Origin of the sequence: Nocardia harenae NBRC 108248 (genome assembly GCF_001612885.1) — a bacterium.
Lineage (GTDB): Bacteria > Actinomycetota > Actinomycetes > Mycobacteriales > Mycobacteriaceae > Nocardia > Nocardia harenae.
In genome coordinates this window covers 261,891-276,854 of the sequence record NZ_BDBH01000001.1, presented here as the reverse complement: position 1 = coordinate 276,854, position 14,964 = coordinate 261,891, and the positions used below count along the sequence as shown (strand labels likewise).

Annotated in this window: 15 protein-coding genes; 14 read left to right on the top strand and 1 reads right to left on the bottom strand. The window is 74.0% G+C overall.

The annotated features are described in order from the left end of the window. Positions 1-34 precede the first annotated feature (34 nt). The 13 genes from NH2_RS01240 (at position 35) to NH2_RS01180 (ending at position 11,482) form a co-directional block, all read left to right on the top strand. Positions 35-1,615, top strand: coding sequence for a hypothetical protein (locus tag NH2_RS01240; protein ID WP_245650373.1), 1,581 nt, complete (start codon positions 35-37; stop codon positions 1,613-1,615). Positions 1,616-1,655: 40 nt separating this feature from the next. After that, positions 1,656-3,134 carry a hypothetical protein gene (locus NH2_RS01235; RefSeq protein WP_067646778.1) on the top strand — a complete coding sequence of 493 codons (1,479 nt, stop codon included), beginning with the start codon at positions 1,656-1,658 and terminating at the stop codon, positions 3,132-3,134. Between the two features lie 138 nt (positions 3,135-3,272). Continuing rightward, complete coding sequence (locus NH2_RS01230; RefSeq protein WP_067646775.1) at positions 3,273-5,204, top strand: WXG100 family type VII secretion target; 1,932 nt, start codon at positions 3,273-3,275, stop codon at positions 5,202-5,204. A 13-nt stretch (positions 5,205-5,217) separates the two neighbouring features. Then, entirely contained in the window at positions 5,218-5,988 is a 771-nt protein-coding gene (locus NH2_RS01225) for an ESX secretion-associated protein EspG (protein WP_067646772.1), read from the top strand. Between the two features lie 72 nt (positions 5,989-6,060). Continuing rightward, positions 6,061-6,411 (top strand): hypothetical protein, encoded by a 351-nt coding sequence (locus NH2_RS01220; RefSeq protein WP_245650372.1) that lies wholly within the window; start codon positions 6,061-6,063, stop codon positions 6,409-6,411. Between the two features lie 29 nt (positions 6,412-6,440). Continuing rightward, entirely contained in the window at positions 6,441-6,746 is a 306-nt protein-coding gene (locus NH2_RS01215) for a YbaB/EbfC family nucleoid-associated protein (protein WP_067646769.1), read from the top strand. Positions 6,747-6,819: 73 nt separating this feature from the next. Continuing rightward, positions 6,820-7,158, top strand: a complete 339-nt coding sequence (locus NH2_RS01210) for a type VII secretion target (RefSeq protein WP_439951723.1) — start codon at positions 6,820-6,822, stop codon at positions 7,156-7,158. Next, positions 7,155-8,525, top strand: coding sequence for a hypothetical protein (locus tag NH2_RS01205; RefSeq protein WP_067646762.1), 1,371 nt, complete (start codon positions 7,155-7,157; stop codon positions 8,523-8,525). The genes NH2_RS01210 and NH2_RS01205 overlap by 4 nt, the downstream gene beginning before the upstream one ends. Positions 8,526-8,582: 57 nt before the next feature. Further along, positions 8,583-8,930 carry a PE family protein gene (locus NH2_RS01200; RefSeq protein WP_067646760.1) on the top strand — a complete coding sequence of 116 codons (348 nt, stop codon included), beginning with the start codon at positions 8,583-8,585 and terminating at the stop codon, positions 8,928-8,930. Positions 8,931-8,961: 31 nt separating this feature from the next. Beyond that, positions 8,962-9,954 carry a PPE domain-containing protein gene (locus NH2_RS01195; protein WP_067646757.1) on the top strand — a complete coding sequence of 331 codons (993 nt, stop codon included), beginning with the start codon at positions 8,962-8,964 and terminating at the stop codon, positions 9,952-9,954. After that, positions 9,951-10,742: an ESX secretion-associated protein EspG gene (locus NH2_RS01190; RefSeq protein ID WP_067646754.1), complete on the top strand. Its 792-nt coding sequence runs from the start codon at positions 9,951-9,953 to the stop codon at positions 10,740-10,742. The genes NH2_RS01195 and NH2_RS01190 overlap by 4 nt, the downstream gene beginning before the upstream one ends. A gap of 108 nt (positions 10,743-10,850) precedes the next feature. Continuing rightward, the gene (locus NH2_RS01185; protein WP_067646751.1) at positions 10,851-11,147 is read left to right on the top strand and encodes a WXG100 family type VII secretion target; all 297 of its coding nucleotides are present in this window, start codon (positions 10,851-10,853) and stop codon (positions 11,145-11,147) included. A 41-nt stretch (positions 11,148-11,188) separates the two neighbouring features. Further along, entirely contained in the window at positions 11,189-11,482 is a 294-nt protein-coding gene (locus tag NH2_RS01180) for a WXG100 family type VII secretion target (protein ID WP_067646748.1), read from the top strand. A gap of 48 nt (positions 11,483-11,530) precedes the next feature. Here the strand turns inward: NH2_RS01180 and eccE are convergent, their stop codons facing one another. Continuing rightward, entirely contained in the window at positions 11,531-13,336 is a 1,806-nt protein-coding gene (gene eccE / locus NH2_RS01175) for a type VII secretion protein EccE (protein WP_245650371.1), read from the bottom strand. A gap of 119 nt (positions 13,337-13,455) precedes the next feature. Between eccE and eccB the strand changes: the two genes are divergently transcribed. Then, positions 13,456-14,961: a type VII secretion protein EccB gene (eccB, locus tag NH2_RS01170; protein ID WP_067646745.1), complete on the top strand. Its 1,506-nt coding sequence runs from the start codon at positions 13,456-13,458 to the stop codon at positions 14,959-14,961. Positions 14,962-14,964 lie beyond the last annotated feature (3 nt).

The window sequence follows — 14,964 nt, the reverse complement described above, 5'->3', positions numbered from 1 at the left end:
GCGTCGTCCGCACGAACGAGGAGATTGCTGCGCCGTGACCAAGCCGGACGATTCCGAAGAGCCGCGTGCCGATTCCGCCGCAGGGGCAGAACACCCCGCACGCCCTGCGCCCGAGCACTCCGGCCCCGCGGCCGAGAACTCCGCCCCCGCGGCCGAAATCCCTGTGGGCGCCGACGATCCCGACATCAGCCTGACTCTCGGCGGCGACGAACCCCCCGACCCCACCGCCCGCGCGCAGGCACTCGCCCGCGACTTGGCCCGCGCCCTCGCCGCGCTCGGCCCGTCCGGCTGGCGCCGCCTGGAGGCGGTCTTCGCCATGACCACCGCCGCCGAACTCGCGCTGATCACCTTCTTCGACGAGGCAGGCCGCGGCCTGCGTGCCCAGCCCACCCCGGACGTCCTCGACCTGGTGCGCGCGCAGCGCGCGGTGGCCGCGGAGCTCGGCGACGGCCCGTGGTGGCGGCTGCTGGTCGCGCTGCGCAGCACCGGCGAGATCGAGATCGACTACGACTACGGCGACGAGCCGTTCCCGGAGGACCAACTGCTGCCCGCCGAGGCGTACCGCGCCGACCTGGCGAGCTTCCCGCGCTCCGGGCTGCCGGTCTGGCTCGCCGCGTACCTGTATCACGATGGCGCGCAGACCCGTTCGCCGCAGGAGGCGGCGCGGCAGGCGCGCGCCGACCGCGAGGCCGGCGTGGCCGCCACGGTCTCCGAGCGCGACTTCCCCGCCTTCCCGGTGCTGTGGGCGCGCTGGGCGGTGATGGCGGCGGCGTTCGTGGCGGCCGGATCGCAGTGGGGCCCGCGGATGCTGCCCGCGCTCGGCTTCTTCGAGGGCTCGCGGCGCAGCGGCTCGACGCTGTACGTGCTGCCGGGCGGGCGCGCGGTGCTCTCCGGCGGCGTCTGGGACTCCCCGGAGCTGGACGCCGTCTACAACGGCGGCGCGCCCGCGCCGCGCTGGTACGCGGGTGCGCCGGAGTGGGTCGCCAACCCGGTGCTGAACCCGCGCGCCGCGGCAGGCACGCTCTCGTTCTGCTACTGGTGGCAGGGCGGCAGCTGGTTCCGCGGCGAGTCGCCCCCGGCGACCAGGCTGGCCGAGGCGGTGCCCGGCATCTGGACCGGCGAGACCGTGATCGACGTGGTCTCCGGCCTGCTCGCCGAGGAGCCGACGGAGCGGCAGCGCGAGTCGGTCGCCACCCTGGTCTCGGCGGCCGAGGTCGGCGTCGTCACCAGGGAGACGCTGGCCGAGGTGTTCGGCGACGGCGAGTACTTCGACCTGGACAGCGCCTACTACCAGCTCAGCATGGCGGGGGTGGTGCTCACGCTGCCCGAGCCGATGCCGAGGGAGGACGCGATCGCCGCGGTGCGCGGCCATATCCGCGAGCAGGGCATCGACACCACCGGCTACCCGCTGGACGAACTGCGCGCCGATCGGCTCAGCATCGGCTGGATGGTCTACGTGCCGACCCGCCCCGGCCAGATCGCCGTCGGCCGCGCCATCTTCTACGTCGCCGACGACGGGGTGCTGGAGCAGTCGTCGTCTTCGGTGGCGCCGTCGATCTATATCGCCGAGTTCGAGGAGCGGTACCACCGCAGGCACGGCTCCGTCGACGTCTGACCCGCGCCCGGATCGCTACCGCCCGAGGAGATCGACCCCCGTGACCACTCCGGACCAGACCCGCGCCCCGAGCACCCCCGGCCCCGCCGCCGAGCCCGACCTGGGCTTCACCCTCGGCGCCGGCCTCGCCGGAACTCCGGCCGCCGGACCCGCGCCCGCGAACGACGCCGCCGCCGGACCCGCGCCGGCCGACAACGCCTCCGCCGGACCCGGTCCGGCCGACGACGCCGCCGGACCCGCGCCCATGGACGACGACGCCGCCGGACCCGAGCCCGGCGAAACACCGTCCGCCCCGGCCGGAACCACCACCGCCGAACCGGGGCCGAACCCCACCCCCACCGCACCCGACCCCGTCGAACAGGCCACCGAACTCAGCCGCCGGATCGCCGGAGAACTGGCCATCGCCGCCCCCGACGGCTGGCGCCGCCTCCGCGCCGCCTTCGCCCTGACCGCGGCCGCCGAGACCGCCCTCGTCGTCTGCACCGACGACGACGAGCGCGCCGTCCAGGTCCACCCACCGGACGAGGTCCTCGCGCTGGTCCGCAGGCACCGCGCTATCTCGGCCGGCCTCGGCGACGGCCCCTGGTGGCGCTACCTGCTGACGCTGGACAGCGACGGCACGCTGGAGGTCGACCACGACTTCGGCGCGGAGCCGTTCCCGGCCGAGCACCTCTTCGCCCCCGAGGTGTACCTGGCCGACCTGGAGGTCTTCCCGCGCGGGCGGTTGCCGGTGTGGCTGGCCGCGTACCTGTACCACGGCGACCGGCAGGCGCGCCCGCCCGCGGCGGCGCGCGCCGACCACCTGGCCAGGCCCGGCGCCGCGGTGCCGGAGGACGGGCTGCCGCCGCTGCCGCTGATGGTGGCCAGGTGGTCGGTGCTGGCCGCGGTCTTCGTGGCGATCGGCTCGCCGCTGGGGCCGCGCGTGCTGCCCGCCGCGCACCTGTTCGAGGGGGTGACGCGCAGCGGCTCCTCGCTGTTCGTGCTGCCCGGCGGGCGGGCCGTGCTCTCCGGCGGGGTGTGGGACGCGCCCGAGCTCGACGCCGCCTACAACGACGGCGCCGAGCTGCCCGCGCTGTTCGCCGGAGCCCCGGCGTGGGTGACGCACCCGATGCTGAATTCGCGCGCGAGCAGCGGATTGCTGTCCTTCTGCTACTGGTGGGATCAGGGCCGCTGGTTCCGCGCGCAGTCGCCCGCGCCGGACGCGATCGCCCCCGCGGTTCCGGGCGTGTGGTCGGCCGAGACCGCGGCGGGGATCATCACCGCCCTGCTGGCGGAGGCGGCAGATTCCGCCACCCCGCCGCAGCTCCCGGACCCGGCGGCCATCGAGCTGGTGCGGGCGGCGGAGGCCGGTGTGGTGCACCGCGATACCGCGCTGCGCGGCTTCGGCGCCGCCGGTGTTCACGATCCGGAGGCCGGGCTGCTGCAGCTCGGCATGGCCGGGATCGTCGTCGAGGAGACGCCGATTCACCCACGCGCGGGCGCCGATGAGCCGCCGGACGCTGCGGAAGCCCGGCACTGAGTGCCGCCGATACCGAGGTCTGTACACGCGCCGTTCATTTCGGTAAGCCTAGAATCGGTAGGAAGCGGAAAGAACGAGCTGTGAGGGTATCTCGCAATGCACGGTATGAACGCTGACGAGTCGCAGGGAGGGTGAGCCGTGGCCGACGAGACTCCCTGGAGCGGTTTCCGGGCCCAGGCGGGCAGCGGTGTGCTGCAGCTGGAACCGTATGTGCTGGAGGGGCTGGTCAACGCAGCCAACGGCACCCGGGTGCGGGTGCGGTCGGTGCGCGGACAGGTCGGGCTGATCGATAACCTCGCCCGATTTGCCGACGTCCTCGCCTCGGCGGACATGCTGGCCCGCCGGTTCTCCAGCAAGGGGCAGGATTTCGGTCGCATCCTCGACGACCACGTGCGGATCCTGGACGATCTGAACGAGACCTTCATGGCCGCGGCGCGCACCTACATCGCCAACGAGGACCAGGGCAGCGCCAATTTCGAGCTGCTGCGGCAGCGGATCACCGATCACCGCTCGCCGACGCTGCTCGACACCCTCGGCAACCGGCCGCCCCCCGCCGACCTGAGCCTCGAGAACGACCGGCACTCCCTCTACGGCGACCCCCGCACCATGCAGCCGACCTGGAACGAGCCGGGCAACCGGCGGCCGGAGGAGAACTTCGGGCTGCCGCCGGGGCTGGTGGATCAGCCGGGGCTGCAGTTCGATCCGCAGGCCGGGCTGCACGCCGAGGAGCCCGGCTCGATCAGCTATCAGCAATACCGGATGATCCGCGACTCCATCCTCGGCGGTACGCCGACCCAGGTGGCGCAGGCCGCGGCGGACTGGCGCTGGCTCGCCACCGAACTGGGTGGTTCGTTCAGCATCCTCACCACCCAGATGGCGGGCACCCAGGGCAGCTGGACCAGCACCGACAGCGGCGGCGCCGCGGAGCGCGCCAGGCAGGCGGTGCAGGCGTACGGCCAGGGCGCCGACAACCTCATGCGCACGATGAACGCCATCGGCGACGCGCTGGAGTACACGTCGGAGTGGCTCTACACCACCGGTGCCGGGCTGGCCTCCTTCGTGTCGGCGGATCCGCGGATCAACGAGGACATCGCCGCATACAACGCCAGGGTCGAGCGGGCCGCGCTGGCGCACTACACCCGGGTCATGAACGACACCTACGTGCCGGGCGTGGAGCACACCGCCCAGGTGATCGCGGTCCTGCCGGACCCGATTCCGCCGGTCACCGGCGATCGGCCGACGCTCACCGGGGGCCAGGGCACGGGCGGGCAGCAGGGTGGCTACGGCGGCAGCGGACGGCAGTTCAGCGGCGGGGGCGGTGCTCCCGGCGGCGGCGCTCCCGGCGGCGGATCGCCGGAGCAGCTCGCGCTCCTGCAGCAGGAGGGGCAGGCCCAGGGCGGCCCCGGCGACGGCCAGGGCGGTCCCGGTGAGCTCGGCGCGGGCGAACTCGGCGCGGGCGAGTACGGCGCGGGCGGCCAGGGCGAAGGCATCGGCGCGGGTGGGCTCACGCCGCAGCAGCGGCAGGCGCTGGCTGCCGGGGAGGGGCTCGGCGCGGGCCAGTCCGGCGGCAATCCGCTGGAGCAGCTCGGTCAGCTGGGGCAGCTCGGCGAGCAGCTCAGCCAGGCCGGGCAGCAGCTGCTCGGTGCCGGGCAGGGCGGTTTCCCCGGTGGACTCGCCGGTATCCCCGCCCTGGCGAGCCTCGCCGACCTGCCGGAGCAGGTCAGGAAGCCGGGCGGTGGCGCGGGCGGCGGTTCCGGTGGCGGCGCGGGCGGTGGCGCGGGCGGCGGGCTCCCCGGCGAGCGATCGGCCGCGCTGGATAAGGCATCCAGGCTCTTCCCCAGGGCGACCGCCCTCGCCGCCGAGCTCGGCACCGCGCGGGCCGGGATCGCCGCGAGCAGCGGCATGCCGATGGGCGGCATGCCGATGGGCGGCCCCATGGGCGGCGCCGGCGGCGCGCAGGGCGGCCAGGAGAAGGACCACAAGCGCGCCGAGTACCTGGACTCCACCGAGCACCTCGAGGAGGCATTCGGCGAAGCCCCGGTCGTGGTCCGGCCCGTCGTCGACCAGTGAGCGGGGCCGCACGATGAGCCGGAGCTGGGAACTCTCGCCGCTCGAGTTCATCGCGCTGTGGGCCGGGCGGGGGGAGTGGCTGCCCGAGCCGTTCCACCACCGCACCGAGCCGGGGGTGACCGCGGTGGCGGCCCGCAGGGAGCGGGCGGTCGCGGCAGCCGAGCTGAGGGAGCGCTGGGGCGGGCTCTTCGACGACGTGCTCGACGCCGTCACCAGGCCGGACATCCGGGTGGTCGTGCACGGCGTCGCGCCTGCCGACGGGACCGGGGTCTTCGCCCTCGCCACCCGCACCGCCGACCAGGGCTACCTGATCGTGCAGCAGCCGAGCGGCTGCGCCGAGCGGGCCGGCGGTTTCACCGTCACCGAGCAGGACGTGCTCGAGCTCGGCGACGCGGTGGCCGCGGCGCTGCCGGAGTGCCCGGCGGGCAGTCGCCCCGGCTTCACCGTGACCGACCCGGCCGCCGACGCCGACCTCGACCACGGCTACCACCGCTCGACGGTGCGTGACGTGATCGACACCCGTCCGAGCAAGGACGCCGATTTCGGCACGGCCGCCGCCGATCTGGCGGGCACGATCACGGTGCAGCAGGGGGTGTCGCGGTTCGGGCCGCGCGGCATCAACACCGTGTACCTGCACTGGCGCGACCTCACCGACGACGGCAGATACGTGGTGGTGCCCGGCAATCCGGCCACCGTGATCCCGGCCGGCCGGAGCAGGCTGACCAGCCTGGTGAACGCGCAGATCGCCGAGATCGTGCGCGCCATCAAGGACGACCGCGCGTGAGAAAACAATGAGCATAACTGGCGTCGCCGCACTCCGCGTGCGATCCTCGATATCACCGCGACTGGGGGCCCCGTGACGAATATTCCCACGCAGCACGACTTTCCCGCTGAATTCACCGCATCCACGCTCACCGGGTCGATCTCGGTGCGCACCACCGAGCACGGGCTGCCGCTCGGCGTCGCGCTGGAGCCGGATCAGCTGCGCCGCGATCCTGCGCAGCTCGCCGCCGAGCTGTTGCGGCTCTGTCAGCAGTCCGCGGCGCGAGCCGGTGTGGCCCGCAGGGAGAACCTGAAGGCCGCCGGCTTCACGCCGGAGATGCTGGCGCTCACCGGACTTCCCACCGAGCAGGAGGTGGCGGCGGCGGAGATCATCGCCGAGCAGGAGTACGAGAACGAGCCGCAGAGCTGGCTGCACTCCACCTAGTTCCCGCCGACACCGACAGGAGGCACGCCGTGGTCGAGACCATGGACGAACTGCTCGCCCGGGTGCAGAACCAGATCTACCGGCTGCGTGACCTCGGGGAGGCGATGGGCGGCGTGCGCGCCACCGAGACCTCGCCGGACGGCGCGATCACCGTCGAGGTGGACGGCAAGGGTGCCCTCCTCGATCTGACCTGCACCGCAGCGATTTCCACGCTCACCCCCGCCGAATTCGAGAGCGCACTGGTCGAGACGGCACGCGCCGCCGCGGCCCGCGCGTTCGCGGAGCAGGCCGAGATCATCACCGGTTTCAACGCCGAGGTAGCCGGCCCCGAGTAGTCATCGAAAGTTAACCGTCGGATGATCGTATCGGAGGGTCACCGCTCGGTAACGTTGAGCGAAACATGGTGCCATGTTTCAGGATTGGACGAGAGTGATGAACCACGTCGCAGTAGTGCCGGATGCGCTTCGTCGGTACGGTGACGCGTCCGCGTCGATGGCCGCCGGGATCGCCACCGCGGGTGCGGTCGACCAGGCCGCGAGCATCGCCGCCGTCGTGCCCATCTTCGGCCTGATCGGCCAGGAGTTCCTCGCCGCCTACGCGGTCGCGCAGGCCAACCACGTGTCGTCGCTGCTGGAGCTGGCCGGCGTGCACGCCGGTACCGCGCTCACCTCCTACGAGGCCGCGGCCACCTACGAGGCGACGGACACCGAGTCCGGGGCGGCCATCGGAGCCGTCCAGCAGCTATGACCGCCCCGGAGGCGGGGCCGGGCGCACCCTCGCCGCTGGATCCGACGCTGCTCGAGCTGCTGCGCGGCAGCGCGCTGGCACCCATGCTCGACCGTCCGGTCGGCGACATCCTGCACGACATGGGGCTTCCCGCCCTGCCCGACCTGACGGCGCTGCCGCCGCTGCCCGGGCTGCCGCCGCTGCCGGTGATCGACCTCAGCGCGCTCATGCGCCCGCTCACCGACCTGGCGGCGGCCTTCGGCACCGGCAGGCTGCCCGAGCCCGCGCCGCAGCAGGTGCTCGCCGACCCGGCGGCCGCGCCCGCGCCGCCCGCCGACCCGACCCAGATGCTGCAGAACGTCGGCACCGTGCTGCAGTCGGTGACCCAGCTCGGCACCACCGCGCTGCAGGCGGTCATGCAGGTGTGGCAGAGCATGGCGGCCCAGCAGGCCGCGGCCAAGGCCGGGCAGGCGCAGGCCGACGGCGCCGAGCTCGCCGCCCAGAGCACCCAGGAGAAGGTGATCATCGGCAACGGCGCGAACAGCGTCTTCACCGGTGCCACGCTGCTGGCCGCGGTGATCTCCAAGTTCTCCGCGACGCTCGCGGCCGCGCCGCTCTACGCGACCAGCGGGCCGGGCATGGCCTTCCTGGTCGCCTCGGCGGTGGAGTCGGCGACCGAGGGCGTCGCGATCACCGTCAAGACCAAGGGCGAGATGCTCGGCCACAGCGCGAGCATGAGCACCGCGGGGCAGAAGGTGGCGGTCACCAGCGCCCCCGCAGGCGTCGACGGTGCGCAGCAGCTCACCCAGCTGCTGAGCATGCTGACCCCGCTGCTCAGCACCGCTGCCCAGGCCGCGACCACGGTGGCGCAGACCGTCGCGAAGCCGGCGAACACCGCGCTGCTCGCGCCGCGCACGCCGGAAGAGCAGGCGCAGCAGCGTGATCCGGCCTCGCCGATCGCCGCGGGCGGTGGCGGTGCCGGCGGTGCGGGCGGTGCGGGCGGCGGTGGCTTCGGCGGGGCCGGCGGCTTCGCCCCGCCGCCGGCGCCGCTGAGCCCGTGGCAGGGCACCCGGGCAGCAGGCGGCCCGCTCGGCGGTATGGCGGGCGCGGCTGCCGCGGCTCCGGCCGCCGTCACCCCGGCCGCGGCGAGCGGCGGCACCGGCGGCGGTGGCGGCTTCATGCCCGCGGGCGGCGCGGCCGGTGCGCTCGGCGGCGCCGGGCTGGCCAGGGAGGGCGAGTCGAGCACCGACGGGGTGCGCGGCGTCATGGTGAACGCGAGCAACGGCGACGAGGTGGTCGGCCCGATCGACGGAGTCACGCTCCCGGTCGTCGGCGCCGCCGCCGCGCCGAGCACCGAGCCACCCCCGGATCGGGATCTCACACTCTGACCACCGGGAACGCATTCCGGCGGTGACGAATTCGGCAGCGACGAGCAGGAGGCAGATATGAGCGGCGAGAGCACGGGGCATGGCTTCGACGGCGTCCGGTTCGATCCGGAGGCCGCGGCGCGCGCGTCCACCGGACTGGACGGGCTGGCCGACCGGCTGGCGGCGGAGTTGCAGGCCGTCGAGGAGGCGCTGCGGATCCCGCCGGCCGGCGTCGACGAGGTGTCCGGCCGCGCCGCCGTCACCAGCAACGACGTCGCCGCCTCCTACCTGAGCAGCGCGCAGGCAGGCGTGCACGAGGTACGGAAGCTGGCCGCGGCGCTGCGGCAGCAGACCACCGAGTTCGACCGGCTGGAGAGCGAGACGGTGGCGAGCCTGGAGACCGGCTCCGGCACCGTCTCGGCCTGATCACCCCGCTCTGGAAAGGCCCCGCGCAGCCATGATCGAACCACCGCAGCCAGGTTTCACCGGCGTCGTCTGGGAGGCGCGGCCGCCGCAGCGGCTGGCCGAGGAGCTGGCGACCGGCCCCGGCTCCGTCCCGATGGCCGAGGCGGCGCACGCCTGGACCCGGCTGGCGGGCGCCTTCGGCGCGGCGGTGCTGGAGTACGAGCACGCGCTGGAGGAGCTGCGCGGCGCCTGGCAGTCCGGGCGCAGCGGCGAGGTCATGGAGACCATCACCACGCTGCGGCAGTGGCTGATCGAGGTGGCGGGCGCCGCGGCGGGCAATGCCGCCCGGATGCAGGCACAGGTGGCCGCCTACGAGATCGCGATGATCGCGATGCCGAACCAGGTCGACATCGAGGCCATCCAGCAGGCGCAGCGTGCGGTGGAGAGCATCGGCACCGCGCTCGGCGGCCCGATCAAGGCGGTCGCCGCGCAGACCGACACCGAGGCGGACCAGGCCAAGGCGGTCGCCTCCCGGGTGATGCGCAGCTACGAGGCCGCGACCGAGCCGCTCGCCCTGGCCTGGGAGCAGCAGCACCCGCCGCGGATCGCCCCGGAACAGCCGCTGCAAGCCGAGCAGTCCGTGAACGCGGCGTCGACCGCGCCCGGCGTCGGCACCAGGGTGGCGGCGGCGTCGGTGGCGATGCCCGCGATCCCGATGACCGGAATCCCCGCCATGCCGGTGCGCGAACTCGGCGGTTACCGCGCGCCGATGGTCGCGCAGGCCGCCACGGCCGCGGTCGAGCCGGTGCCGCGCGCGACGCCGGTGCCCGCGAGCCCGGCCGGCCAGTCGATGCCGATGGCGCCGCTGGCGCAGGGCGCGGCGGCCCAGGAGGCGAGCCGCTTCCCCCGTGCCGCGCTGCCCGGCGAGACCGACGATCACCTCGGCGCGGAGGTCGGCATCCAGGCGGCGCCTGCCGTGCTCGGCGCCGTCACCCCGGGCGGCTACCAGGCCGAGGGCGGCAGGCGCGCGGAGGGGCTCCCGTGACCACCCTGACCAACGACGGCCTGCTCGCCGTGGCGCACCGCCTCGGGGTGCAGACCATGCCGCTGGTGCTCGCCGTCGGGCCGGAGCAGGATTCCTACGCCGAGTGGCGGCTCGCCCAGGAGGCGGCGGTCGCCGAGCTGACCGGCGCCGGGCTAATCGACGAGGCAGGCGAGGTCGACGGGGAACTCGCCGCCGCGCTCTTCGTCCTCGCCCAGCCGGACCGGCAGCTCGCGGCGCGCACGGTGACCGCCGACGGCACCAGGCGCGGCTGCCTGGTACGCCGCGGCGAGCAGCACGCCCTCGCCGTCCGCGACGGTGCGCGCTACCAGGTGCGCCCGATCTGGCTGGACGGCTCCAACTCCGCGGCGGCGGCGCCGCTGCTGACCACGCTCGACGCGCTGACCCCGGCGGATGTGCCCGCGTTCAGCGCGCCCGCTGACGAGCTCGCCGACCGGCTGGACGCCGCGGCCACCGTCAGCGACTACACCGACGCCTTCTACGCCTCCGGTGCGCCGGAACGGGACGCCACCCGGCTCGGGTCCGCGCTGGCCCGTACCCACGCCTGCACCGAGATCGTGGCGCTGGCACACGAGGACGGGCGCACCGCGCGGGCTCCCGGCGCGGTCGCGGTGTACGACACCGACCGCGGCCGGATCGTCGCGGCCCCGTCCCTCGCGCCGGACGGGCGCCTCTGGACCACGGTCACCAGCGGGTCGGACCACCGGGTCGCGCATGCCATCGGCGCGCTGCTCGAGGGGCTGCCCGGAGGGAGGTGGCTCGCGCACTAGCTATCGAGTCGCAGTCAACGACTGCGGCACAGACCGTGGGACTCGCTCGGTCGGCAGCGTCCGGCGGATCTCGGTACCAGAAGAATCCTCACGAAGAAGGGTAAGAACATGAGTTTGACGAATCTCGGTGGCGGAGCCGGTGCGGTCGGTGTCGAGGCCGACGCCATCACCCAGGTGGAAAGCCGGATGGACTCGGCCATCAGCGCCCTGCGGGCGTCGGTTTCCGCCGTCGATGCCGCGGCTGACGCCGCGCGGGCCGGCTGGAAGGGCGAGGCCAACTCCAGGTTCATCCAGGTCGCGCAGGCCTGGGACGATGAAGCCACCCGGCTGAACCAGAAGCTGGACGAGCTGACCGCCGCCGTCGCCTCCGGCAAGGCGACCCTCGTCAACATGGACCAGAGCTGATCCGCGACTGCGGCCCAGAAACTCGAGCGAAGGACTGACACATGACCATCCTCTACGACCCCGCGACCATGAACGCCCTCTACGACGAGCTGAAGAACAACGGCGGCAAGATCCAGGGTGAGATCCAGGAACTGAACGACGCCGCGAACGCCTTCCGCCAGAACCTGTCGGGTGATTCGGCGATCTCGAACTTCGACAACGCGAACCGCAACGTGAACACCGAGCTGGAGGACACCCTCAGCAAGCTCGACCAGCTGGCCGCCGAGGTGGAGAACGCGCTGAGCCGCGCGCTCGAGGCCGACGGCCGGGTCGGTGACGGTTTCTCCGGTTTCTGATCGCACGGCACCGAGGCCGGCCGGGGTGCGCCCCGGCCGGCCTCGTCGTCAGCGGGCCGCGAGCGACTCGCCGATGTACTCCATCTCCGCGGGGGTGGTCACCATCGAGACGGTGGTCTCGGCCGTCCCGGTGCGCACCGTGATCCGGTTCGGCGCCGCCGGATCCTGGATCAGTGTGATGTCCGCGTCCAGCGGGGCAGGCTCGCCCTCGTCCCTGACGTGCACGATGGTGGCGCCGCCCGCGTGCGTGGTCGGCGGCACGCCGTCGAAGACCAGCACGGTGGTACTCGGGTAGGGCGCCGCCGGGCGCGGCGGCGGGCTGGAGGGGTGGTAGCTGGCGCCTGCGGCGCGCGGCGCGATGGTCAGGATGCCGGGGGTGTCCAGCGCCGTCACCATGGTCTGCCAGCGCTCCGGCCGGGAGGTGTGCACCACCCCGTGCGCGCCGAGCGCGATGGCGCGCAGCACCACCTGCTGCGCCAGGTCGAGGTTGCCGACCACCTCGACGTGCCTGGTGCCCTCGCCGATCAGCGGCACCGCGATGCCGCGGCCCCGCTCGTCGGCGCCGATCAGCTGGCCGCAGCCCGCGGTCGGCACCGCGATGCCGGTGAGCGCGGTCAGCGTGCCGCGGTAGGCGTCGGCGGGGTCGGTGCGCCCGGCATCGCCGAGCGGGATGCTCGTGGTCAGCGCGCGCAGCTGCCTGCCGGGCAGCGGCCGCAGGCTCGGCAGCGGCGGCTCCTCCGGCTCGGTGGCGGTGTCGATCCGCACCAGCGCCTCCAGCAGCACCGTGCCGATCAGGTCCGGCCTGGTCTCCGGCTTGTGCGCGCCGGGCCGCAGCCGCAGCGTCACGGTGGTGGAGAGGCTGGGCAGCGCCCAGATCGCGGCCAGCCCCTCGGGCTGCACCGCCTCGGCCTCGACCCGGTAGAGCGCGAGGTGCCGGTCGCCGCTGCGCAGCCCCTTCGGCGTCTCCACCACCTCGTCCAGCTCGGTGCCGTGGGTCAGCCTGCGCAGCGCGGCGGTCAGCTCGGCGGCGCTGAGCACCGAGGTCGCGATGTCCAGCGCGGCCAGCCGGTTCGCCACCCGCCGGGTCGCGATGATGGCGGCGCGCAGCGAGCCGGTGCTGCCGCCGCCGCGCTTCTCCACGGCGTCCGCGTTGAGCAGTGGGTTCAGCCGGAGCACGAGCCACACCGTGCGGTGCGCGATGGCGGGCAGCGGGCCAAGGATGCGCTCGTACAGCTGCGCCGCGACCCCGGTGCCCGCGGTGCGCGCGCCGGTGCTGATCAGGTCGATGCCCGCCAGCTCCAGATCGAACTGGTCCAGGCACCTGGCCACCTCGGCGAGCGGGAGCAGCTGGTCGGTGTCGAGCGCGCCGGGGCGGAGCAGCGTCAGGCTGTCCGGCGGCGGGTCGATGCGCAGCATGGTGACCAGCGCCTCGCCGTCCCAGCGCATCCCGTAGCCGCCGCCCTCGCTCACCGGCACGTCGAACGGCTCGCCGGAGCTCGCCCAGTTCGCGGGCAACTTGCGATCCCGCCTGCGGCCGAGCGCGCCCGCGATCCGGGCCACCAGGGTGCGCTCCCGGACCGGCACCAGCAGGATCAGCCCGGCCACCACCCCGGCCGCCACCGCTCCGATCACGTGCGATGTGATGGCCAGCACCACCCAGGCCAGCGCCGCGGCGAACAGTACCGCGGGCACCACCAGCCGCAGCGGGAAGACGCGGAACAGCCAGAACGCCGGATCACGCAGCGTGTCGTAGGGCGAGCGGGGTTCCGGCCGCTCCGGCTCCGGCTCGGGGTCCGGCTCCGCGCGCTCCTCCGGATCGCTGTCGTTCATCGTCTCGTCGGTCACCGTCGTCATCGCGTTTCCCTGTTCGAAACCTGGGCCCACGGTCGAAAAGCTCTGCACGTCAGCGGTTCCGGGCCATCCTCCGCTTACGGTACCGTGTCGGCTGTGACGGTTCCCGGTGGAGCGATCGCTTGCCTGCCCAGCTGACGACTCGCGCCCAGGTCAACGGGTACAGATTCCTGTTGCGGCGGCTCGACCACGCCCTGGTGCGCCGGGACGTGCGGATGCTGCACGACCCCATGCGCTCCCAGGTGCGCTCGCTGCTGGTGGGGCTGGTGCTCGGCATCCTGGTCGTCGCGGGTGCCGCGATTCTCGCGCTGATCCGTCCGCAGGGCGCCATCGGTGACGCGCTGATCGTCTCCGGCAAGCAGAGCGGGGCGCTCTACGTGGTGGTGCAGGGCCAGGACGGGAAGCAGACGCTGCACCCGGTGCTGAATCTCGCCTCCGCCCGGCTGATCACCGGCAGCGCCGCCGAGCCGCAGTCGGTCAAGGACTCGAAACTCACCGACCTGCCGCGCGGCCCGATGCTCGGCATCCCGGGCGCGCCTGGCGTGCTGCCCGGCTCGAAGCAGGGCGATCGCTCGGAATGGACGCTCTGTGAGTCCATCTCGCTCTCCGCGGGCGGCAGCGCGGCCTCCGCCACCGGCGGCACGACCACGGTGCTGACCGGCAGGCCCGAGCTCGGCGAGCGCACCCGCGCCCTCGGCGCGGGCGACGCGCTGCTGGTGCGCCGCGACAACCAGACCTTCCTGCTCTACGACGGCAAGCGCGCGGAGCTCGATCCTGGCAACTCGGTGCTCTCCCGCGCACTCGAGCTGCGCGGCGTCACCCCGCGTCCGGTGGGGGCGGGGCTGCTCGGCGCGACCACCCCGGTCCCGCCGCTCGCGGTGCCCGCGGTGCCGAACGCCGGTGCGCCGGGGCCGGGCCCGCTGGCGCAGTACCAGGTCGGGAGCGTGGTGGCGATTCCAGGGGCCGCGGTGGACGGCTCGGATCGCTACCTGGTGCTCGCCGACGGGATGCAGCCGATCGGCGCCTTCGCCGCCCAGGTGCTGCGTTTCGCCGACTCCCGCGGGCTCAGCGAGGTTCCCGCGCTCGCCCCCGACGTGCTGGACAAGGTCGCGGTGATCAGGGCGCTCCCGCTCGATCACTTCCCGGCGCAGAAGCCCGCGGTGGTGCACGCCGAGGACGCGCCGGTCTCCTGCGTCTCCTGGGCCAAGGACCCCGGCGTCGCCCCGGCCGACGGCGCGGGCGACGGCCCCGGCGACCGCGCCGTCGTGACGCTCCTGGCAGGCACGCGGGTGCCGATCCCGGAGTCCGCGACCGCGGTGGAGCTGGCGACCTCGGACGGCACCGGCGAGCGGGTGGACGAGGTCTACCTGCCGCCGGGCTCCGGCGAGTACGTCCAGATGACCGGGCTGGAGCCGGGCAGCCCGCGGCGCGGCAGCCTGTTCTACGTCACCGACAGCGGCATCAGGTACGGCGTGCCGGACAGCGCCGTCGCGGGCGTGCTCGGGCTCGGCGCCGAGCCCCGGATGGCGCCGTGGGCGATCGTCGGGCAGCTGGTGCCCGGCCCGACGCTGAGCCAGCAGGACGCGCTCGTCGCCAGGGACCAGCTCCCGCAGGAGCCGGCCCGCTAGCGG